At 56.0% G+C, this 22,049-nt stretch carries 23 protein-coding genes; 1 reads left to right on the top strand and 22 read right to left on the bottom strand.

What is annotated here, in order from left to right; genetic code table 11:
• Window positions 1–3: 3 nt before the first annotated feature.
• The 7 genes from mraY to mraZ are packed head-to-tail and all read right to left on the bottom strand — an operon-like array spanning window position 4 to window position 7,363.
• On the bottom strand, window positions 4–1,086 hold the full coding sequence (mraY, locus tag AB5Z05_RS01255) for a phospho-N-acetylmuramoyl-pentapeptide-transferase (protein WP_005355120.1): 1,083 nt from the start codon (window positions 1,084–1,086) through the stop codon (window positions 4–6).
• The gene (gene murF, locus AB5Z05_RS01250) at window positions 1,080–2,435 is read right to left on the bottom strand and encodes a UDP-N-acetylmuramoyl-tripeptide--D-alanyl-D-alanine ligase (protein WP_368149920.1); all 1,356 of its coding nucleotides are present in this window, start codon (window positions 2,433–2,435) and stop codon (window positions 1,080–1,082) included. Before murF ends, mraY begins: the two co-directional genes overlap by 7 nt.
• Window positions 2,432–3,964 carry a UDP-N-acetylmuramoyl-L-alanyl-D-glutamate--2,6-diaminopimelate ligase gene (gene murE / locus AB5Z05_RS01245; protein WP_368149919.1) on the bottom strand — a complete coding sequence of 511 codons (1,533 nt, stop codon included), beginning with the start codon at window positions 3,962–3,964 and terminating at the stop codon, window positions 2,432–2,434. The genes murF and murE overlap by 4 nt, the downstream gene beginning before the upstream one ends.
• Window positions 3,897–5,651 (bottom strand): peptidoglycan glycosyltransferase FtsI, encoded by a 1,755-nt coding sequence (locus tag AB5Z05_RS01240; protein ID WP_005336163.1) that lies wholly within the window; start codon window positions 5,649–5,651, stop codon window positions 3,897–3,899. The genes murE and AB5Z05_RS01240 overlap by 68 nt, the downstream gene beginning before the upstream one ends.
• Entirely contained in the window at window positions 5,648–5,962 is a 315-nt protein-coding gene (gene ftsL / locus AB5Z05_RS01235) for a cell division protein FtsL (RefSeq protein WP_005336166.1), read from the bottom strand. Before ftsL ends, AB5Z05_RS01240 begins: the two co-directional genes overlap by 4 nt.
• 3 nt (window positions 5,963–5,965) lie before the next feature.
• Window positions 5,966–6,904 carry a 16S rRNA (cytosine(1402)-N(4))-methyltransferase RsmH gene (gene rsmH, locus AB5Z05_RS01230; RefSeq protein ID WP_005336168.1) on the bottom strand — a complete coding sequence of 313 codons (939 nt, stop codon included), beginning with the start codon at window positions 6,902–6,904 and terminating at the stop codon, window positions 5,966–5,968.
• Complete coding sequence (gene mraZ, locus AB5Z05_RS01225; RefSeq protein WP_043821948.1) at window positions 6,905–7,363, bottom strand: division/cell wall cluster transcriptional repressor MraZ; 459 nt, start codon at window positions 7,361–7,363, stop codon at window positions 6,905–6,907.
• Between the two features lie 677 nt (window positions 7,364–8,040).
• On the opposite strand from mraZ, the gene AB5Z05_RS01220 reads away from it, so the two are divergent.
• Window positions 8,041–9,015 carry a lytic transglycosylase domain-containing protein gene (locus AB5Z05_RS01220; protein ID WP_236553511.1) on the top strand — a complete coding sequence of 325 codons (975 nt, stop codon included), beginning with the start codon at window positions 8,041–8,043 and terminating at the stop codon, window positions 9,013–9,015.
• On the opposite strand, the gene AB5Z05_RS01215 is transcribed toward AB5Z05_RS01220, so the two are convergent.
• The 15 genes from AB5Z05_RS01215 to fgIL all read right to left on the bottom strand — a co-directional run bounded on the left by AB5Z05_RS01215 (window position 8,948) and on the right by fgIL (window position 22,042).
• Complete coding sequence (locus AB5Z05_RS01215; RefSeq protein ID WP_115521595.1) at window positions 8,948–9,409, bottom strand: hypothetical protein; 462 nt, start codon at window positions 9,407–9,409, stop codon at window positions 8,948–8,950. The genes AB5Z05_RS01220 and AB5Z05_RS01215 overlap by 68 nt on opposite strands.
• On the bottom strand, window positions 9,396–10,343 hold the full coding sequence (gene lafU, locus AB5Z05_RS01210) for a lateral flagellar motor protein LafU (protein WP_368149918.1): 948 nt from the start codon (window positions 10,341–10,343) through the stop codon (window positions 9,396–9,398). Before lafU ends, AB5Z05_RS01215 begins: the two co-directional genes overlap by 14 nt.
• Window positions 10,343–11,200: a lateral flagellar motor stator protein LafT gene (lafT, locus tag AB5Z05_RS01205; protein ID WP_019444796.1), complete on the bottom strand. Its 858-nt coding sequence runs from the start codon at window positions 11,198–11,200 to the stop codon at window positions 10,343–10,345. Before lafT ends, lafU begins: the two co-directional genes overlap by 1 nt.
• 50 nt (window positions 11,201–11,250) lie before the next feature.
• The gene (gene lafS, locus AB5Z05_RS01200; protein ID WP_047438672.1) at window positions 11,251–11,967 is read right to left on the bottom strand and encodes a lateral flagellar system RNA polymerase sigma factor LafS; all 717 of its coding nucleotides are present in this window, start codon (window positions 11,965–11,967) and stop codon (window positions 11,251–11,253) included.
• 7 nt (window positions 11,968–11,974) lie between these two features.
• Window positions 11,975–12,397 (bottom strand): lateral flagellar basal body-associated protein LafF, encoded by a 423-nt coding sequence (gene lafF / locus AB5Z05_RS01195; protein WP_368149917.1) that lies wholly within the window; start codon window positions 12,395–12,397, stop codon window positions 11,975–11,977.
• Window positions 12,398–12,468: 71 nt separating this feature from the next.
• The gene (locus AB5Z05_RS01190; protein ID WP_368149916.1) at window positions 12,469–13,494 is read right to left on the bottom strand and encodes a flagellar hook-length control protein FliK; all 1,026 of its coding nucleotides are present in this window, start codon (window positions 13,492–13,494) and stop codon (window positions 12,469–12,471) included.
• Window positions 13,495–13,541: 47 nt separating this feature from the next.
• The gene (locus AB5Z05_RS01185) at window positions 13,542–13,943 is read right to left on the bottom strand and encodes a LafX (protein ID WP_234921483.1); all 402 of its coding nucleotides are present in this window, start codon (window positions 13,941–13,943) and stop codon (window positions 13,542–13,544) included.
• 59 nt (window positions 13,944–14,002) lie between these two features.
• Complete coding sequence (gene lafC, locus AB5Z05_RS01180) at window positions 14,003–14,395, bottom strand: lateral flagellar export chaperone LafC (protein WP_005336195.1); 393 nt, start codon at window positions 14,393–14,395, stop codon at window positions 14,003–14,005.
• Between the two features lie 49 nt (window positions 14,396–14,444).
• Window positions 14,445–15,731 (bottom strand): lateral flagellar capping protein LafB, encoded by a 1,287-nt coding sequence (lafB, locus tag AB5Z05_RS01175; protein WP_368149915.1) that lies wholly within the window; start codon window positions 15,729–15,731, stop codon window positions 14,445–14,447.
• A 121-nt stretch (window positions 15,732–15,852) separates the two neighbouring features.
• Window positions 15,853–17,001, bottom strand: a complete 1,149-nt coding sequence (locus tag AB5Z05_RS01170; RefSeq protein WP_362775096.1) for a flagellin — start codon at window positions 16,999–17,001, stop codon at window positions 15,853–15,855.
• Between the two features lie 251 nt (window positions 17,002–17,252).
• Complete coding sequence (locus AB5Z05_RS01165) at window positions 17,253–18,260, bottom strand: hypothetical protein (RefSeq protein WP_368149914.1); 1,008 nt, start codon at window positions 18,258–18,260, stop codon at window positions 17,253–17,255.
• Between the two features lie 14 nt (window positions 18,261–18,274).
• Window positions 18,275–19,174 (bottom strand): lateral flagellar hook-associated protein LfgL, encoded by a 900-nt coding sequence (gene lfgL, locus AB5Z05_RS01160; RefSeq protein WP_368149913.1) that lies wholly within the window; start codon window positions 19,172–19,174, stop codon window positions 18,275–18,277.
• Between the two features lie 11 nt (window positions 19,175–19,185).
• The gene (gene lfgK, locus AB5Z05_RS01155; protein ID WP_368149912.1) at window positions 19,186–20,529 is read right to left on the bottom strand and encodes a lateral flagellar hook-associated protein LfgK; all 1,344 of its coding nucleotides are present in this window, start codon (window positions 20,527–20,529) and stop codon (window positions 19,186–19,188) included.
• The gene (locus AB5Z05_RS01150; RefSeq protein WP_019444809.1) at window positions 20,529–20,927 is read right to left on the bottom strand and encodes a rod-binding protein; all 399 of its coding nucleotides are present in this window, start codon (window positions 20,925–20,927) and stop codon (window positions 20,529–20,531) included. Before AB5Z05_RS01150 ends, lfgK begins: the two co-directional genes overlap by 1 nt.
• Window positions 20,928–20,935: 8 nt before the next feature.
• On the bottom strand, window positions 20,936–22,042 hold the full coding sequence (gene fgIL, locus AB5Z05_RS01145) for a lateral flagellar basal body P-ring FlgIL (protein ID WP_236768669.1): 1,107 nt from the start codon (window positions 22,040–22,042) through the stop codon (window positions 20,936–20,938).
• Between the last annotated feature and the right edge of the window lie 7 nt (window positions 22,043–22,049).

The following is a 22,049-nucleotide window of genomic DNA, read 5'->3' as shown; positions in this document are numbered from 1 at the left end:
GCCTTACCTCACCTTCAGGGTGGCAAGACCCAGCAGCACCAGCACGAGGGTGATAATCCAGAAGCGCACGATGACGCGCGGCTCCGGCCAGCCCTTCTTCTCGTAGTGGTGATGGATCGGCGCCATGCGGAAGATCCGCACGCCGCGCAGCTTGTATGACCCCACCTGCAGGATCACCGAGACAGTCTCCATCACGAAGACGCCGCCCATGATCACCAGCAGGAACTCCTGACGGACCAGCACGGCGATGGTGCCGAGCGCGCCGCCCAGTGCTAGGGAACCAACGTCGCCCATGAAGACCTGGGCCGGATAGGTGTTGAACCAGAGGAAACCCAGACCTGCGCCGACGATGGCAGTACAGACGATCACCAGCTCGGAGGTATAGGGCACGTAGGGAATGTGCAGGTAGTTGGCAAAGTTGACGTTACCGGTAGCCCAGGCGATCAGGGCAAAGCCCCCCGCCACCATCACGGTCGGCATGATGGCCAGGCCGTCGAGACCGTCGGTCAGGTTGACCGCGTTGGAGGTGCCGACGATGACAAAGTAGGTCAGCACGATAAACATCAAGCCAAGCTGCGGCATCACATCCTTGAGGAAAGGCACCACCAGCTGGGTTTGGCCCTCATGGGTTGCGGTCGCATAGAGGAACACAGCCACCGCCAGCGCTACCGCGGATTGCCAGAAATACTTCCAGCGGGCGATCAGACCGTCAGTGTTCTTGCGCACCACCTTGAGGTAGTCGTCGGCAAAGCCGATGGCACCGTAGGCCCCCAGCACAAACAGCACCAGCCAGACATAGGGGTTGTCGAGGCGGCACCAGAGCAACACGGAAGTGAAGATGGCGGCAATGATCATCAGCCCCCCCATGGTCGGGGTACCCCGCTTGCTGAGGTGAGACTCGGGACCATCGTTGCGGATCACCTGACCGAACTTCAGGATCTGCAGGCGACGAATGAGGCGCGGCCCCATCCAGAGCGCGACACCCAGACCGGTAATGATCGACAGGATGGCGCGAAACGTCAGGTAGGAGAAGACGTTGAAAAAGGTGAAGTGCGGGGTGAGCAGTTCCGCCAGCCAGACTAGCATGCGGCTGACTCCTGATGGTCGACGACCATCTTGACGATATCTTCCATGCGGGAGCCACGGGCCCCTTTGACCAGAATCGAAATTTCCTGATGTGTATTAATCATTTGCGCAAGCACTTCAAACAACGACGCCTTGTTATCGAAATGTCGGCCAGCCGCGGCATCTGCGGTGTGGCGACTCTCTTCCCCCACTGTCAGCACGGCATCCAGACCGCACTCGCGGGCATGATGGCCAACCCGGGCATGTTGCTCGGCAGACTCCTCACCCAGTTCCCGCATGTCACCGAACACCAGCACCTTGAAGCCGCTCATGGCGGTCAGGGCATCGATGCCAGCCAACACGGACTCCACGCTGGCGTTGTAGGTATCGTCCACCAGGGTCAGACCGCCCCAGTGCTGAACACAGAAGCGTCCCTTGACCGGAGCCATCAGCTCCAGACCGACTTTGACCGAGGCCAGAGAAGCACCGAGTGCCAAGGTACCGGCAGCAGCAGCCAGCGCATTGGCTACGTTATGGCGGCCGGGGATCGCCAGAGTCAGGCTCACCTCGCCCTGCGGGGTCACCATAACGAACTCGGCACAACCCTGAGTGTTGAGAACTACATCGCGAGCATGGAACGGCTGGCTCTGATCTTCAATGGAGAAGGCGCAGCGAATGCCACGCTCGCGCCATTTCGGCCAGAATTCGTTGTCGGCGTTGACGATGGCGGTGCCGCCTTCGCTCAAGCCCTCAAAAATTTCGCTCTTGGCGTGGTAGATCCCTTCAAGAGAGCCAAAGCCCTCAAGATGAGCAGCAGCAACGTTGTTGATGATGGCGGCATCCGGTTTGGCCAGCGAGGTAGTCCAGGCGATCTCGCCCTTGTGGTTTGCTCCCAGCTCCATCACCGCAAACTTGTGTTGCGGCTCGAGGCGCAGCAGGGTAAGCGGCACGCCCACCTCATTGTTGAAGTTGCCAGCGGTGGCCAGCACCTCTCCTTCATGACGCAGGATGGCGGTTGCCATCTCCTTCACCGTGGTCTTGCCGCAGCTGCCGGTGATAGCCAGCACTTTCGGGTTGATGCGCTCACGCACCAGTTTGCCGAGACGGCCCAGTCCCTTGAGGGTATCGGCTACCACCAGTTGGGGAATTGCCAGCGGCAGCTCACGCTCGACCAGCAGGGCAGAGGCCCCTGCCTGAACGGCCTGCTCGCAAAAATCGTGGGCATCGAAGCGCTCGCCGCGCAGGGCAACGAACAGGGCACCCGCGCCCAGAGTGCGGGTGTCGGTACTGACGACGCTGATCTCGCCGTCGTCACCAATCAGACGGGCATCGAGTACCTGAGCCAGCTCGGCAAGCCTGAGGGTCATCATTTGAATGACTCCAATAATGTGTGCAAGGCGGCCGCAACGGTTTCCCGGTCGCTATAGTGCCGCTTGTCGGTTCCAATGATCTGATAATCCTCGTGACCCTTACCGGCCACCAGGATGATGTCCTGTTTGCTCGCCTGACCGATGGCCAGCGCAATCGCCTTGACCCGGTCGTGCTCCACCTGCACCGCAGCAGGATCGCGAAGACCCGCCACCATGTCGGCCATGATCCGGGCCGGCTCCTCGGTACGGGGATTGTCGTCGGTCAGGATCACGCGATCCGCATACTGCTCGGCCATGGCGGCCATCATGGGGCGCTTGCCGCGATCGCGGTCGCCACCACAGCCGACCAGACACCAGAGCTGGCCTGTGCAGTGCACCCGCAGGGCCTGCAATGCCTTCTCCAGCGCATCCGGGGTGTGGGCGTAATCGACCACCGCCAGCGGCGTATCGCCACCGCCAAAGCACTCCATGCGACCGGTCACCGGCTGCAACTGAGGCGCTGTCGCCAGCAGTTCGTTGAAGTCGTAACCGAGCACCAGCATCACGCCCATCGCGGCCAGCACATTGCTGACGTTGAAGCGCCCGAGCAAGGGGGCGGATAATACACCATTCCCCCAGCTGGAGTTAATCTGCGCGCGAAAACCTTGCTGGTGAAAATCGAGCTGCTGCGCCGTTAATTGACGGCCAGAATGGTGTTCAATCGGGCCATTAACGCTGAACGCCACCGCTGCTGGGTACTTTTCGAGCCACTTGGCACCCAGCTCGTCATCGCGGTTGATCACTGCATTCGACTCATCGACCAGCTGCAACAGCTGCTCTTTGGCCGCGCCATAGGCTTCCATGGTGCCGTGGTAGTCGAGGTGATCCCGGCTCAGGTTGGTGAAAACGGCAGCGGCAAAGGGCAAAGCTGCCACACGGTGCTGTACCAGACCGTGGCTGGAGACCTCCATCGCCACCAGATCCGCCCCCTGCGCTTGCAGCGCAGCCAGATTGGCTTGCACCTGTACGGCGCTGCCGGTGGTATTTTCCGCTTCGATCAGATGGCCAAACAGGCCATTGCCGATGGTGCCCATCACGCCCGCTTTACCGCCCAGCAGGGTGCGCCAGTTAGCGACCAGCAGTGCCGTAGTGCTCTTGCCGTTGGTGCCGGTGATCCCGACCAGATCCAATTTTTGGGCTGGCTGATCGTGGAAATAGCCCGCAAGAGCAGAGAGGTGAGCGGGCAGCTCCCGCATCCCGATACAGGGAACCGGAGTCGATGGTGGGATAAATTCACCATCCTCCTCAAACACAACAGCGGTCGCTCCCTGAGCCACCGCCTGTTCGATAAACCGTCTGCCATCCACCTGATGACCGCGAATGGCCACGAAGAGCGAGCCGGGGCCAACCCGCCGACTATCCAGTTGGATATCGGTCAGGGTGAGCGCCGGCGCCTGGATACCGAAGGGGCGCAGTAATGCATCAAGTGCGCGGGACAAGAGAAGCCTCCGTACGGGCAAGTTTGGTGGGCACCGCTGGCGGCACCGCATCGGGACGAATATTGAAGAGCTGCAGCACCCCGCCCATGGCCTCTGCAAACGGTGGGGTCGCCACGGCGCCGCCATAATAGGCGCTGCCTTTTGGCTCGTTGATCACCACCACCATGACGAAACGGGGATCACTGGCGGGTGCGAAACCGGCAAACCAGGCCATGTAATCCTTGCCATAGCCACCGGCAACGGCGACCTTGGCGGTACCACTCTTGCCGCCAACCCGATAGCCCGGGATCTTGGCTTTTGGAATGGCGTTGTCGACCACGTACTCCAGAGCCTGCAACATGGCAGCGGCGTTGTTGTGATCAATAACTTGCTCACCCTTGGGCGGCGTAGTCACCTTGACGATGGAGAGCGGCACCCGTTTGCCCTTGTTGGCCAGGGTGGCATAGGCGGAAGCCAGTTGCAGCGGGGTGACTCGCAGACCATAACCGAACGAGAGGGTTGCCCGCTCGATATCGGACCAGCGACGACGCTGGGGCAGCATGCCGCTGCTCTCACCCATCAGCCCGCTGCCGGTATCCATGCCGAAACCGAACATGCTGAGGGTATTGATCATCTCCTGCGCCGGCATCCGCAGCGCGATGCGCGACATACCGATGTTGGAGGAGTAACGCAGGATATCGTAGAGGTTAGTCGCCTTGTGGATACTGACGTCCTTGATCTGCTTGGCACCGATAAAGAGCGGACCACCGGGAATGAAATCCTTCCAGCTGGTGACACCTGCCTGCAAGGCACTGAGCAAAATCAATGGCTTGACGGTCGAACCCGGCTCGTAGGTATCGGTCACCACCCGGTTGCGTACCCGGAAGCTTTGATACTGGCCGCGGTTGTTCGGGTTATAGGAGGGGGTGTTGACCATGGCGAGCACTTCACCGGTCTTGATATCCAGCATCACCATGGAGCCGGAGGTCGCCTTGTTCTCGTCGGTTGCCCGCTTGAGGGCACGGTAGGCCAGAGCCTGCACCCGCTGATCGATACTTAGCTGCAGATCGTTGGCGTTCTTGCCCTCTTTGACGATGCCAAGCCGTTCGATGACGCGGCCCTGACGATCCTTGCGCACCCGCATTTCGCCGGGTGTCGCCGTCAGCCACTCGTTGTAGCTGCGCTCGATCCCTTCAATACCGCTGCCATCGATGTTGGTCACCCCCACCAGATGGGCGCTGATCTCACCGGTCGGGTAGAAGCGGCGCGCTTCTGGGCGCAGGTAGACGCCACCCAGCTTGAGCCCCTTGATATATTCCGCCACCGCAGGAGTAACCTGACGCTGCAGATAGACGAAGCGCTTGCTGGGGTTGGCGATGCGGTGTTTGAGGGTATTGATGTCGAGCTTGAGCACGGCAGAAAGTGCCAGCCAGGCTCGCTCATTATTGATGGCACCGGATTCATGTACTGTCTTGGGATCGGCCCAGACCGCCTCGACCGGTACCGAAACCGCCAGCTGCTCGCCGTTGCGATCGGTGATCATGCCGCGCACCGCTTGGGTAGAGGTGGTACGCAGGGAGCGCATGTCCCCTTCCTGACGCAGGCGATCCGGATTGATCACCTGGATCCAGGCCAGACGCAGGATCAGACCCACAAACGCGATGCCGATAAACACCGCAAGCGTGCGAAAGCGCCACGGATAGATCGATGGCGCTTTGACATTCGCTTTGGCAGCTTTGGCTGTAGCCTTGCGTTTCATGGTTGGGTAATTACCTTCTCGGTGGTCACCAGCGGACGACCCATCTGCAACTTGTCCATCGCCAGACTCGCCACCCGGGAGTGTTCAGCCAGGGTGCCCTGCTCCAGCAGCAGGTGGCGCCATTCGATATTGAGGCGATCCTCTTCTGCCATCAGATCGTTCTGCTTGGCCGTCAGACCGCGGGTCATGTTGGTCACCAGGATCACGGCAAACGCGGTCACCAGCACGGCGACCGACAGAAAAATCTGCAGCTTGTGCCGCCAGAGATCGGCAACGATCTCCTTGGCAAGATGAACACGCACTTCGCTCATCGCTTACTCCGCCAGCCGTTCGGCAACCCGCAGCACCGAGCTGCGTGACCGGCTGTTTTCAGATACTTCATGATCAGAAGGCTTGAGCGCCTTGCCGACCGACTTCAATTTGCGACCGCCAGCCAGCTGGGCCTCGGTCAACGGAATGCCGTAAGGCACTTCCGGCCCCTTCTCGTGCTTGCGGATGAAATGCTTTACCAATCGGTCTTCCAGCGAATGGAAGCTAATCACTGACAGACGGCCATGTGGTGCCAGCACTTCCAGCGCACCGTTGAGCGCGGTTTCGATCTCGTCCAGCTCGCTGTTGATATAGATGCGAATGGCCTGGAAACTGCGGGTTGCCGCATGCTTGCCCTTCTCCTTGCTCGGATTGACCCGGGCAATCATCTCCGCCAGTTGGCGGGTACGCACATAAGGCTCGGTCACACGGTCATGCACGATGGCGCGGGCGATCTTCTTGGCAAAACGCTCCTCACCGAAGGTCTTCAGCACCCAGGCGATGTCATCCACATCGGCCTTGGCCAACCACTCGGCGGCGCTCTGGCCGGAAGTGGGGTCCATCCGCATATCGAGCGGACCATCTTTCATAAAGCTGAACCCGCGCTCGGCATCATCCAGCTGGGGGGAAGAGACCCCCAGATCCAACAGGAAGCCATCCACCTTGCCCAGCAAACCGCGCTCATCCAGATAGGAGGCGATGCCGGAGAAGGGGCCGTGCACGATTTCGAAACGGGGATCCTGGATCTTGGCCGCTTCGGCGATAGCCTGGGGATCGCGGTCGATGGCGATCAGGCGGCCATTAGGGCCAAGGTGCTGCAGGATCAGACGAGAATGACCACCACGGCCAAAAGTACCGTCGACGTAGACACCGTCCGGCTTGATGGCCAGACCTTCAACGGCTTCGTGCAGCAGCACTGTGATGTGTTCAGCGGCTTGGGTCATTTATAAAGAGAAATCCTGTAGTCGTGGTGAGTTTGCCCAATCGTCCCCGGGCAGACCCAAGATGTCGTCATTGACCTGTTGTTGCCAGCGGGCTTCATCCCACAACTCAAACTTGTTGAGCTGGCCCACCAGCATGATTTTCTTGTCCAGCCCCGCATGGTTGCGCAGTGGCTGGCTGAGCAGCAGACGGCCATTGCCATCCAGCTCGCATTCGGTTGCATGTCCCAGCAGCAGACGCTGCAAACGGCGCTCTTGCGGATTCATGCTGGAGAGGGTCTTGAGCTTGCGCTCGACCTCTTCCCATTCATTCAGGGGATAGAGCAGCAGACAGGGATGGGCAATATCGATGGTGCAGACCAGCTGGCCGTCGCTTTCATCGCGCAGCCAATCACGGAATTTGGTCGGAATTGCCAGCCGCCCTTTACTGTCCAGGCTGATGGCATGAGCGCCACGCAACAAATTGCAGTCCCTGAAGGTGAGTGAGCAGGCAGATTGCCCCTCTAAAAACCACTTTGATCCACTTTTCCCCACCTTGAAGTTTAAGGACGTGCAGGGGGCTTTTCAAGCAAGGAGATGGGACAGAGGGAACATATTGACGCAGCAATTGCATGCTGCGGATTGAGTAGGTTGATTTTCCAAGAGTTATTGCTGAAAAAACAGAAAGTGATTAATAAGCAGCAAGTCGGTGAGCGGTCACTATCTGGGCGATATGATGAAACGGAACAATACCACTGCACAGAGCAAAATACTGACACATATCACTGGATAGATGATGTAACCATCTTTCGAACGGCGAGCACGCAGAGACACCAACTGACAAAGCAACAGATTGTAAATAATCAGCAGGGATGTCAGCAGAATATTGGTGGCAAATGTCAGCTCTTGAGCGTAACCAATGTACAAGCCCATCAGAATGAAATTGGCGAGTATCAGATACAGCAAAAACTTCTGAATCGCTTTACCCGAATTTGGGCTCTTTTTTACTCGTGTTATCATGCTTGCTACGTCCTGGATTACACATGATCAGACGACCTTAAATTCAAAAAACTGTTGAGATATATCATGTTTTTATTATTGCGCGATCCTTGCTCAACAATTGCCCCATGACCCGGCTCGTTTTTTTGCTAATGAGCGGGATGTTAATGATATCAACATCTTGCCATGCTTATCACAATTATCACTGGCAAGCTGGTTTCCCTGTCCCGATTCAGGGTAAAGGAGTTGACTTGGTCAGCCAGCAGCAGCAATTCTTGCTGAAGCAGCGCCCTTATCTCCAACAACGTCTTGCGGAGACACAGCCCGTTATTCGCTGGGTCGCGGAACAGGTTCACGAACGCAAACTGCCGCCCTTGCTTGCCTTTGTTCCTTTACTGGAAAGCAGTTACCGATTGGATGTGGTCTCTTCTGCTGGCGCCGCAGGCCCTTGGCAGCTGATGCCAGATACCGCCACCCGATTTGCCATTCCCATCACCAGCGAATTTGATGGCCGCTATTCACTGCCATTGTCGACAGAGGCTGCCCTTTCCTATCTGGCATGGCTGTATCGCTTCTTTGGCAATGACTGGCTGCTTGCTTTGGCCGCCTACAACGCAGGAGAAGGGCGGGTACTCAATGCGGTTTTAAAAGCAGGGACACGTAATATATGGGAACTGGAGCTTCCGACTGAAACACGCTTTTATGTCGCGCGCTTTGTTGCGCTGGCAAGACTGCTTGATATGGCTGACAGCTATCAGTTTCAACTTCCGCCATGGCACAGCGGCAATGATTTGCAAATATTCCGTCATCCGAACGGCTGCTCACTGCCCGCGTGGGCTCAGGCAAAGGGCGTGTCAATGAATGACGCCAGCCGCTGGAATCCGGCCTGGCAACTCCCTGTCGCGCAAGGGATAACCAATTGTCCGATCGTCTATAGCAAGGGCAAGGCCCCCACCGCCAACCGGAAGAAAGGGGCGACCGCCATTGTCAAAGCGGTCTCACTGGACAGTCTGCATGACCCCCTGTTGCTGAAAGCTGCCAGGGGGCTTGATATGAGTCGAGGCGAGATCAGGCTGGAACGCTTGCCTGATCCTCTTGGGATTCAGCAGAAGCGGCCGCTGATTGCGGCACCATGAAACAGTGGCGCCAATGGCTCAGTACCGGAGCCAAATCGACCTCTTCCGGATATGACCAGCGAGCACCATAAAAGCAGAGCTGCCGACCAATAGCGCGACGATGAGTGATGTTGCAATCCAGCGCAATTCGCGGCAACAGGGAGAGTGTCACCGTTTCGGGTAATTCAAATCGAGCAGGAGCAAGGAAACCGACCCCGCCCGGACCTATGTCTTTGATCACAGCGCGGCCAATGCTCTTGTCAAACAGCAATCCGGAAATCAGCAATCTGGCCGCAATACCACAACTCTGTGACTCGAAAGGCGTTGTTCCATCATGCAGATACCAGCGCGGTACTTTTCTGCGTGGATCATTGTGCGAGGTATGCAGCGGAAACTCGATCTCAGGGTCGTCCATAGGAAATCATCTCCTTGGCATGGCTGGTTGCCGCTTGCGTTTGGGAGCTGAAAAGTTGCTCCAGATTAGTTTCTGCCTGGGTTGTCATGACCAGCAATTCAATGCGCCGATTACGGCTGCTTTGTGGATTGCGGGTATCTTCCAGCATGGTATCGGCCATCGCGACAACCTGCCCGACCCGTTCAGGTGGCATGCCTCCCGCCAGCAACACCCGTCTTGCCATCATGGCGCGGTCTGACGATAGCTCCCAGTTGCTGTAGTTGTCACCGGCAAACGGTGTGCTGTCGGTATGGCCAGAAATCATGACCCGATTCTCGATACGCTGGAATATGGGGGCCAGCGCCATCAACATATGGCGAAAGAAAGGGCTAATACGGGCACTGCCGCGGCTATACATTTCCCGATCCGCGTCATCACGGATCAGGATCCGCAATCCTTGGGGAACAATTTGAATCTCGAGGTTATTCTTCGCCTGCATCTGCTCAGCAAGATGGTCGATAAAGCTGGCCAGCTGCTTCATCTGGGCTTCCCCCTCAAGCTTGCCTATCAACAGCTTTTCATATCCACCGCCCGGACCGTCAAAAAAAATTCTCTGATTACGGTCCATATGCTTTGGCATCAGCTGACCCTGCTGATCGAACTTGGGGTTCAACTCATCAATCACGGAGGGATTGCCACCGAGATCGACAGGATAGGGGCTGTTGCGAATATCAAACGGGTTGGCCTCACTGTCCATGATGCTGTAGTCCCGCAGGCGGCTGGCAACGACTTCCCGCTCCTCCTGATTGGACACAGCCAGGATCCAGAGCACCATGAAGAAAGCCATCATGGCCAACGTGAAGTCGGCAAATGCCACCTTCCAGGCGCCGCCCCCTTTGGGACCGCTGTTACGACGCTGCTGGCGCTTGACGATAATCTGTTCGTGATTGCGCATTACATCGCCCTGTTGGTCACCCAATCTTCCAGCTCAAGGAAGCTTGGTTTGACTTCAGGTTCCAGGATCTTGCGACCCGAATCGACGGCAAGCAGCGGTGTCTTGCCACGCAACTGGGCAATCAGGATCGACTTGATGCACATCAACAGGCCGATACGGCGCTTGACCATCTCTTCCATGGCATTGCTGATTGGCTCCAGCAAGCAGTAGCAGAGGAAAATACCGATAAAGGTGCCTACCAGCGCCGCCGCCACATGGACACCGATATTGCTCAGGGGGCCGTCCAGTTGCTGCATGGTGATGATGATCCCCATCACCGCAGCAAGAATGCCGAAGCCCGGGCAGGCCTCGCCGGTTTTGTGCAAGGCATGAGCAGGCTTGAGCATGTCCTCTTCAATGGCCATGATCTCCTGCTCCAGCACGGTATCCAGTTCATGGGGTGTGATCTTGCCCATTCCGAGCAGACGCAGGTTATCGATAATGAAACCAAGCAGTTGGGGATCTTCCGAAATCTGGGGATACATCAAGAAAACCGAGCTCTGCTGGGGATTTTCAATATGCTCGTCGAGCGCCTTCATACCCTTGTTGCGTGTCTCTTCAAGCAGTTGATGCATCAGAGTCAACAGCTCACGATAGACCTCTTTCTCTTCTTTATTCGCTTTGAAGCACATCTTTATCTGCCGCCACATTTCATGCATCACCTCTTTCGAGTTGCCCAGAAACATGGAGCCTACCGCTGCGCCGATGATGATGATGAGCTCGGCTGGCTGCCACAAGGCTGCGAGGTTTCCCCCGGCCATCATGAAGCCACCCAGCACGCACACTAATATGACGCCGATGCCAATCTGTTTTTGCATGAATGTTCCCGCACGATACAAGAAGGGTCACCAGTAAAGGTGAAGCACTACTATATGGAGTCGACCAATCGCTGCTTTAGCTGAAGTACACATTGTTTGTGCAGCTGACAAACCCGGGATTCGGTTAATCCAAGCACCAGCGCGATCTCTTTCATATTGAGCTCTTGCTGGTAATAGAGGGAAAGCAATAACTGCTCGCGTTTATCCAGAGTGGCCAACACCTTGCTGATGGTCATCGCCATATCGACATCATCAGACTCTGTGGTCGGAGCTTTGCCGCCATTCTCCAGCCACTCTTCCAGACTCTGCAGCGCTTCAGCCTGGCTGGCGTAGGACAACTGACGCACCTCATCCACCGAACAGTCGAGCGCAGCAGCAAGTTCTTGCTCTGAGGGGGGGCGCCCCAAACGATTGTGCAGTTCACGCTGCGCCTGATTATGGCCGTGTACCTGCTGTCGCAGTTGGCGGGGTCGCCAGTCCAGACGGCGCAACTCATCGAGCATGGCGCCACGAATCCGTTTGAAGGCATAACTTTCAAACTGGGCATCGGGCTCGCTGCCATAACGGCGCCACGCCTCCAGCAATCCCATCATTCCCACCTGCTCCATGTCCTCCTGATCAAAACAGGCACTGACCTGGCTGCGCAGATGGCTGGCGGCTCGCTTCACCAAGGGTAGATAGCGAGCAAGAATAGCAGGCTCTCCCGTGCGAGGAAGTTGCGGAGTATCGGCAAACTCTTGTTGAGCATCCCAAACGGAATCAGTCATATCGTGGCTACTGTACCAGTACCTTGGTGATCAGCACTTCATCAAGATAGGGCTTATAGCCATATCCCTGTACCGTAGTGACCAGCTTGTCGCGCAGAGAGACTTGCAACTTGGAAATATTCTGCAGCTCGACTTTTACGTCATCATGGGTGCGGTGGCTGAAATACTGCACCATGGCATTGCGGATCAGTGGCGTCAGTTCATCCAGCTTGGCAACCTGCGCCGGGTTGTAGGTCACCAGTGCCAGCTCCAGCACCAGATAATGAGACTGTTCACCCCCTTCCAGACTGATAACAAAGCGCTCCATCGGCTTGAACAGCGGAGTGCTGCTCAGCTCGGGCCTTGGCTCTGCCAATCCGAGCCAGACTTCGACCACATCGCGCTTAAGCCATGCGCCATAGGCCAGTATGGCCAACAGACACAGAGCCATGACGAATATCATCAACCACTTCATGACACGACGCATAATGTAAAACCACTCTCGCTGTTACGGGTTAAAAATCAGACCAGTGTATTGAGCCAGTCGTGCACCGTATCCCATTGGGAATCCGGATCATCCTGCCACTGGCGGCGGCCAGCCAGGATCTTCTCCTGTTGCCACCGCTCCTGCTGTCCCTGTTCGCCACCCTGCCCCACATTGACCTCGACCCCGCCGGCATGATGGGGGGCCAGACTCATGCGCAAGCGCTCCATCGACTGGATCATCGCATCGCGCACCGCCGGATTGGTCACGTTCAACTGGACATTGAGCCGGTCACCATCGAGCTTGACGGTCAACTCCAGTCGCCCGAGCTCTGGCGGATCCAGCCGGATGTGGGCCTGTTTCACCTGTTGATTGACCTGCAGTTCAACCTTGTCCTGAAGCAGGCTAACCAGCTGCTGTCCCCACTGGCTCTGGTTGTCTGACAACCGGACAGGTGCCCATTGATAGTCGACCGGACGCAGCGGTGCAGCGGCGAGTTGTCCAACTGCCAGCTGGCGAGCATCTGGCAACCTGTTTTCTACCGCAGCGGTATCAGGCACATTTCCAGCATCGAGACCGGCGGCCATAATCGGCAAGGTGAAGCGGCCGGGCAATACACCGGTTTGCCCATTTGATTTGGCAAGCAACGTAGAAAGCGCCTGTTCTGCAGCAGCAGAGACCGTTTCACGACGCGGCATCACCTCTTGCTCGGGCAGCGTGGTCGCACTCCCCATCAATGCACGAAGAGAGGGCGGCAATTTGTTATCCACCACCACCTGCTGGCCACCGGTGCTACCTTCAGCTCGGGAAAAAGTACGGCTCACACGAAAACCATCAAGATCGGCATCACTCACTCTGACAAAGAGAGGAGGCATATTGGTAAACGCTTGCAGCTGTTCAGCCGGGTCGCCTTCCATCCTTGGCTGTTCGTTCTCTTTTTCCTCTACCGCAACATCGCTGGCAGCCAGCTCGGGCAAGGGCAATGCAACCAGAGGGTCAACCGCCTCATCCAGCGGTTGATATAACTCCCCTTCACTGCCGGCTTGGCCGGACAAACGGTTCAAGGCCGTGACATCCGGCAAATACGCAGCGTCAAAACCGCTAAATTGAATCAATCCCATTGCTCTGTCTCACCGTAGGCGGTCAAGCCTTCACGAATCGAAGAAAGCTGCTGCCACTCCTGTTTACGAACCTGGGTCTCCTGCTCGCAGAGTTGCAATGCCTGTCGATACAAAATTCGGGCTTTATCTCTTGCTGGTTGCAACGCAGCCCAGAGTTGGGGATTCCGGCTAACTTGAGAGACAAATTGTGCAAAACGTCCATCGGTTAGCCTGACTGCATCCCACTGGCCAGCTTGCGCTTGTTGCAGCAAGAGCGTACCCAACCCCAATAACTGACGCTGGCGAGTCTGCAGTTCGGTCTCACGCAACACGGGAGCAATACCTGACATGACGAGCCCCAAAAAGAAGATGAACCAGCCCACAAGCAAGGAGTGGGCCAGACCGAGAACCAAGAAATTTCAATATGTTGGGCGTGAGAAAGAACAGAGAGGAAGGAAGTACTACTTCCGTATTAACGAGGATGACGCGCCATTGCTTCCCAACCCTCTTTCAGCTCTTGCAGGATTTTGCGCACTTCGGCGAACCCCTCAACATTGTTGGAAACGCTGATTTCGAACAATTTTTGACCACAGTAGTCATAAAGACGATGCAGATTAACCGCCAGTTCGCCCCCCTTATTCATATCAAGCGCACTGTCCAGCCCCCCCAGGATCTGCAGACACTTGTTGATGGCCAACCCTTTGCGCTCAAACTGTTTGGCCAAGATATGCCCTTCGGCTCTGGCTATCTCGTCAAGCAAGCCATCCATCAACATCAATACCAACTGATATGGATCGGCACTGGCCGCCTTGGCTTCTGTGGCAGCAAATCGATAGGCGTCGTAGCCATCTTCGGATTCAAACATGGGTCACTCGCTATTGCAGGTTCAAAACCAGTTCATCCAGGGGAAAAGCTTAAAGTGCTCCCATGGTCTGCATCATCTGGTTCATGGTGGTGAATTGATTGAGGTAACGCTTGTAAACAGACTCCATCCGTTTATTCAGCGACTCCATTTTATCATCAAGTCGCTTTTGATTGGCTTCCAATGTGCTCTTGCGAGTGGCCATCACACCATTAGTCTTGGAGAAAGGATCGAGCACCTTGCTCATCCGCTTGAGCAAACCGTCATCCCCCATCAGCGCCTTGCCCAGCAGTTCAGGGTCCTTCTCGAGCGACTTTTTGAAATCCGAGTCACTAAACGCCAACTTGCCCGATTTCTCGGTTTTGATACCAAGCTGAGTCAGGGTCATGCCAGCAGGAAGATTGCGAACCGCGTTGGCCAGCGCACCTTTCAAACCTCGCACCGTGGCATCAGAAGCCAGTACGCCTTTCGCCTTGATATCGGTGGATGTCTCTTTGTTCAACAGATCCAGCAACTCATTGTAACTATCAACAAATTTCTTCAATGAGCCGGTGACGGCTTCATTGTCATAAGCCACTGTCACCTGCATCGGGCCATCGGTTGGCTTTTGCACCTTGGTGAGATCCAGCGTCAGCCCTTCAACTACGTTTTCAATTTTGTTGGTCGGCGATTTGATCTCCAGCGCACCGTCGCCAACCCCCATCTTGATGATGGAGTCCTGACCCGGGGTGATCACCTTGCCATCGATAAAAGCCTTGCCGAAGGCTGAAGCCGGGTCGCCATCATAGGTGGGGGTAAACACCTTGGCTACTCCGCTCTCTTTGCTGGTCAGCACCAGGTTAACCTTGCCATCCGTGCGGATCAGGCTTGCCTTAACCCCTGGGTTATCCGCCGAATCATTTATCGCAGAAACCAGACTCTGGGCTGTCGCCCCCGCAGGCAAGGTCGCCAAGTCGATAGCAAACGCCTTGCCATCAAGGGTGAACGACACTTTGCCGGAGGTTGGCAATGGCGCCTTGTCATCTGCCAGTTGCACCCCGAACTGATGGGCCTGTGCCAGTTGCTTGACCTCAAAGTTATATTGCCCCGGGGTCGCCTTGCCATTGCTGGTGACCGTCATGATCCCCTCTTGCGAGAGGCTGGCTTTCTGGGCCTGCAACGTCGCTGGCTTGTTCATATCTTTCAGCAGAGTCTGAAAGCTGGAGAGCTTGGAGTTAATGGATGACAGCGAACTCTGCTGCGCCTTGACATTGGCCAGCTGCCCCTTGAGCAGCTTGTCCATGTTCTTGCGCTCATTGGTCACCATGTTCATCGCGGCTGAAGCGGGATCGACCTGCATATATCAACTCCTTCGGTATCAGGGCAAGACTTGCTTGTTGAAAAAGGCTGTTACACCAGCACTTTTCAACCGGCAAGGGGAAGAAAAGAGGCCGCCACACAGGTGGCGGCCCTTATAGCGATTAACGCAGCAGACCGGTGACCATACCAGTCATCTGGTTTGCCTGACCCAGCACAGACATGCCAGCTTGCATCAGCATCTGGTTCTTGGTCATGTTGGTGCTTTCGGTGGCGAAATCGGCATCCATGATGCGCCCCTTGGCGATATCGGTGTTCTCTTTCATGTTGGAGAGGTTGTTAACGGTGTGCTCCAGACGGTTGATATTGGCACCGAAAGCGGAACGTACGCTGGTGATATCCTGCATAAAGGATTCCAGCTCACCGATGGCTTTCTGGGCATGCTCTTGGCTTTGCAGACCAAGAGTCAAAGTGCCTGAGTCCAGACCAGAACCTGCGGTCATAGCAGCAGCACTTACATTATTTAGTGCTTTTTGCTTATCTTCGACATCAATTTGTTTAGTAACAACAACTCCGTTTTGAGCATCAGCTGCTTTTTTTGCTGTCTCCCAATCACCTTTTTTGGCTGGGTCAGCATCATAAAGGCGTTTAGCGTCATCTTCTGTTTTCTTGAGAGGAGCATATTTATCTTTTTCTGCCTGTAGCGCCAACTTTGCATCTTCTACAGCTTTTGTAGGAGCGGCAATTGCAGCTAAAGCATCTTGATCAACTTTACTCATTGGGGCTCCACCGACAACTTTCTTCAGTGTTTCACCAATATCTACGGTAAGTGTTTCTTTATCAGTGCCGCCAATCTGGAAAGTCACTTTACCCTTGGCAAATTTGCCATTGGTACTATCCAACAGGTTTTCACCACCAAAGGTGGTATTGCCAGCGATATTTTTCAGCTCTTTGGTCAGCTCACCAAATTCGGCATTCATGGCGGCAATATCTTTATCGCTGCTGGTGCCGTTGGCGGCCTGAGTGGCCAGATCCTTCATGCGCTGAACGATATTGGTCATCTCGTCCATGGCACCTTCGGCAGTCTGCATCATGGAGATGGCATCCTGGGCGTTGCGCATACCGGTCTTCTGGCTGTTGGACTGGGATTGCAGACGGGTGGCGATTTGCAGACCAGCAGCATCGTCAGCAGCAGAGTTGATGCGCATACCGGTACCCAGACGCTGCATGGCAGTGCTGGCCAGCTTGTTGGTTGAAGCCAGCTGATTCTGGGTGACCATGGCGGCAAAGTTGGTGTGGATTGACAGACTCATTTTCGTTTCCTCGAAATAGATGCTGCCACAGGCAGCGTTTGGGTTGACCCCAATGAAGAACGACCACGGCGTCGTGAAAATTAAATCTTATTTTGCTGAACAGCAGTTTCTCTTGGCCCCCCACGTTCGGATGCGAAACAGTGGGCCCGCGAGCAGACAGCGCCGTCACTGGCACAAGAGGGCATCACAGAGATAAAAAAACCGCACAAGTCAGCTTGTGCGGTTTTTTACAAGGAGACAGCTCAGCGCTATCAAGTGAGTAACGCAACCACCCCTTGACGAGTGACATTGGCCTGCGCCAGCAGACCGGACATGGTGCCCATATAACCGCCTTGTGAGAGGCGAGCTGCCAGAGAGGATTGCAACTGTGCCAGCTCCTCCTGTTTCAGGTTCTGACTGCGAGCCTTGACCTTGTCCAGTTGCAGCACCATCTTCTGGCGAAACTGTTTCAACTCCCGAACCGATTGCTCAATCTCGCCAAGTACTTTTTGCAGCCGCTGCCGCTCCTGACGGATCTCCCCTTTGGCAATCCCTTCGGCCATGTGAGTCAGCGCTCCGGCCCTGGGCTTGAACTGCACCGGGATCGGGTTGCCAGCCGGGATACGAATCCCCTCGCCCCGGATCAGTACCGGCTCATCCAGTTTGCGACGATGGGGTTCAGCGACAGAGAGCTCCAGCTTGCCCAACTCATTCAGCCGAGCCCGGATATGCTCTTTACGCAGCGCCCGATCGAGTATGGTTGCGACCTCCCCCTCTCGCGCTCCGGCCGGGATGGTCACCTCCACCGCACTACTGCTTTGGGGGAAAGAAAACACCAGTCGCTCAGTGCTATTTTTGGCGCTTAATAAATCCAGATGCTCGGCACTGAACCGGGTGCGTAGCTCCTGAGGTGACGCAAGAAGTCTGGGCTTGAGATCGTCAGTCAAAGGGCCTCTTGGTTGGGTGACTTTCTCTTCCAGCATTTTTAAGCGGTTGGCAACGTCACTGCTAGCCAGCTCACGCTGACCCAACTGGCGTTCCAGCCGCTTCAATTCACCCCAAACCTGATTGAGTGCCTGTTCCCCACCCTGAGCATGAGCAATGCGTTGTTGCGCTGCGCCGATCAGGGCCCATCTATCCATCCGGATAATATTGGGGTGGCGCTCGTTCTGCTTTCGATTTTCCGGAGTGTGAGCCTGTGCAGTTGCGCGGCCCTGCAACTTGGGCTTTGCCTGCGCCTCGGCAACGCCCCCAAGACGGGTTTGCTGGATCTGCATCATGACTCCTTCACTCGTTACGGCATGTAGTTGAACAGGCTAAGGCCATTAACCTTGGCAAAAGCTTGCTGTTGCACCTGTAATGCCATCAGGACATGGGCCTGTCGGGTCGCGGCCTCGGCATAATCCAGCGACTCTATCTGGTTGCTCACTTCCTTGCTATAGACACCTTTCTCGGCATGGCTCTCGTCAATCTGATCCAGCAGATTGATCCGGGCACCAATCGTGCTCACCGCCTGGCTGATACTATCTTGCAGCGTCTGGCTGCGGCCGAGCATGGCTCGGGCTTGATCGACGGCGTCAGGTGCTGCGTCATTAATTGCCTTCACCATGCTATCGAGTCGTTTGAAAAAATCGTCAGGCTGCAGAAACAGCTGGTCAGCCGTCTGGTTCAAGCCCACAGTGACGCCGTTGGCAATACTGACCTCACGCACCAGATTGTCCCCCTGGTAGCTGTAGTCACCACTAGCCTGCTTTACCAATGCAGTCTGATCAACCTTGCTACCGGTAAAGAGGCTGGAGCCACTCTCGTTACGTGCATTGGCCAGATCCAGCAGACCATCCTTGATAATGGCGACCTCACTGGCCACCGCTTTGCGATCCGCATCCGACAAAGAGCCTGTTGCAGCAGTCTGGGTCAACTCCCGCAACCGCATCAGCATGTTGGTCATGGTTTCAAACTGCAGTTCCCCCTGAGAGAGCTGGCTCTTGGCATTGGCAATATTTTTCTGGTACTGCGCCATCGCCACCTGCTCTTTCTGCAAGCCCAGCAGTTGCACACTGCCAACAGGATCATCAGAGGGCTGAAGGATGCGTTTTTGCGTGGAGATTTGGCGATCGAGCCGGGCATATTCACCGAAGCCATGCTGCAAGTTGTCTAGCATGCTGAGCTGGATCTGGTTGGTACTGATGCGCATGGTCACCCTCCTCAGAACATATTCAGAATGGAATTGAAGAGTTGTTCCGAGGTGCTGATCACCTTGGCATTGGCCTGATAAGCCTTGGTGTAAGCCATGACTTTCACCCCCTCCTCATCGGTATTCACACCGCTGACACTGCTCAGCTTGGCCGCCATCTGTTTTTCCATATTGGCATCGGCCTGCATGCTCGCTTTCGCCTGCCCGCTCTGCACCGCCATCTTGCCAAGCAGGGCACTATAGGCATCGTATTGGCCATTTTTTATCGTCAGCAGGTCCTGCAAGTTGCGGTTATCGCCCTTGCCGCCACCTGCCTTGGCAAAAGCAAGATTGTCTCCGGTAAAACCATCAGCCACCCGCAATGTTCCCAACGCATTGATGTAGTTACCATGGATATCTTTTGTTTCGTCAAAAGCGAATAGCGGTTTCCCGGTTACTCCATGAAGGTCAAAGCCACCGGCCTGTTTGGCATTGAAATCCTCTGCCAGCTTGCCCGCTATCTGATTCAACGCCTCTCTGGTCGGCCGCAATACTGTGGTGCGATAATCCATCACACCCGCCAGCGAACCACCATGCAATTTAGGAACTTCAAACGTCTGACCACCGAAAGCGAGGCTGAGTTTATCGCCAGCAAGCGCGAGAGTACTGCTGCTTCCTCCCAACACCAGCGGCTGTCCTTGCGGCAGGCTGATCGCGAAAGCGCCGTCACTCTGACGATTAACCCGCACTTCCATATAGGTCGACAACTCACGAACAACCTGTTCGCGACTATCTTCCAGCGCTGAGGTATTGACTCCCTTGGCGGCTTGATCGCCAATCTGGACATTCAATTCGGCCAGTTGTGAAAGGTAGCTGTTCACTTGGGAAACAGTGCTGCTCAACTGATCGTCGATCTGTTTTTCCTGGGTGACCAGGCTCTCGCCCAGCTGGGTAAAGCGGTTGGCGAGGGCCCCAGCCGAGCTGACGATCTGGCTGCGCTGTGCCGGGGTTTCTGGACTGTCGAGCGCAGCACTGAGCGAGGCAAAAAAGCTGTCGAGCCCTTTTGCGATATTCATCGACTCACTGCCCAGCAACTGCTCTGTCGTATTGATGTATTGATGAAAGGCATAAGAAGAACCGGTGGCCGAACGGCTACGCCAGTGTTGAGCAACCAGATAGTCATCCGTTACCCTGCGTACCCCTGTCACCTCGACTCCGGCACCATTATCCAACCGCCCGAAACCGGACAGACTGCCCATCATGGCTTCCTGACGGCTATACCCGATGGTATTGACGTTCGCGATATTCTGGGCGGTCAGGTTCAATGCAATCTGGGCTGCATTTAGTCCGCTGGCGCCGATATTGAGCAGTGACATCAGTCAACCTTCTTCATTTTTACCGAGTTGAGAGGCTGGCTGAACGCAGCCAGGGTCTGCTGCTCTGAAGCGACCACCCCGTCCGGATTCTTTAATGACGGAGCCAGCTGGTTGACCATCTGCTCCCGCAGACCTATGCCACCTCGCTTGACCATGCTCATCGCCAACTGGCTGTCATACATATCGCGATAGAGGGATTGCCCCTTGATGATCTTGTCGTCCTCATCCTGCAGGGCATCCGTCGCCGAGCGCATATGTTTGAGCACGGTTTGCAGAAAACTGACTTCAAACTGACCGGCTGCAGCATCCAGCGCGGCACGCTGATCCGGGTTGCTTTTGATTTGCTGCAATTCATTGAGATCCTGATAAAAACCGGGATCAGAGCTAATTCTGGTCATGATAATCCTTAGATAACCACCAGCTCACCCTCAAGGGCGCCAGCCTCATTGAGCGCTTGCAAGATGGCCATGACATCATCGGGGGTTGCCCCGAGTGAATTGACAGCCTTGACGATCACTTCCAAGGAAGTGCCATCCGGCCAGACAAACATGTTGTTACGTTCCCGATCGACCTGGATCTTGGAGTTGGGGGTCGTCGTGGTCTGCCCGTTGGAGAAGGCGTTGGGCTGACTGACCGTCTGACTCTCACCAATCGTCACCGTCAGACTGCCATGACTGACGGCAGCCTTGTGAACCTTGACCCCTTGCCCCATCACCACAGTGCCGGTTCGACTGTTGAAGACCACCTTCGGCCGCTCCTGACCCGGATCCACCTTGATATCCTCCAGCAGGGCCATAAACGCGATGCGCTGGCTCTCGTCCCTGGGGGCTGCAACCTGAACCCGCCCGGCACTCACCGCTCGGGCAACCGGCCCCAGCTGATGGTTGATGGCTCGCTCCACATTGCGCGCGGTCTTGAAGTTGGGTTGATGCAGATTGAGGGTCACTTCCGGCTTTTCGGCAAAATTGCTGACCACCTCTCGTTCGATGGTGGCACCGTTGGGAATAATCCCGGCTGTCGGCACGTTAATCGTGACCGATGAACCTGATTGCCCTTCCGCTTTCACACCTGCGACAACCAGATTGCCCTGCGCCACGGCATAGACTTCACCGTCGATACCACGCAGGGGGGTCAGCAGCAGAGAACCACCGCGCAGACTCTTGGCATCACCAATGGAAGTCACGGTCACATCGAGCAACTGCCCCTTGCCAGCCAGGGCGGGTAGCGTGGCCTGAACCGAAACGGCTGCCACGTTCTTGAGCTTGGGATCGATATCGTCCGGTAACTGCACGCCAAACTGCTTGAGCATGTTGGCCATGGATTGGCCGGTAAATTTGACCTGGCTTTTGTCACCGGTCCCGGAGAGACCGACCACCAGACCATAACCCACCAGCTGGTTGGTTCTCAGCCCCTGCACATCGGCAATATCCAGCAAGGCTCGTTTGGCCGGTGCGGCAGCCTGACTAAACAAGGGCAAGCAGAGGCACAGCAGGGCGATAAACCATCTGTTCATGTGATTC

It is taken from the genome of Aeromonas sp. R2-4 (genome assembly GCF_040908365.1).
Lineage (GTDB): Bacteria > Pseudomonadota > Gammaproteobacteria > Enterobacterales > Aeromonadaceae > Aeromonas > Aeromonas veronii.
This window is presented reverse-complemented; position numbering and strand designations above follow the sequence as displayed.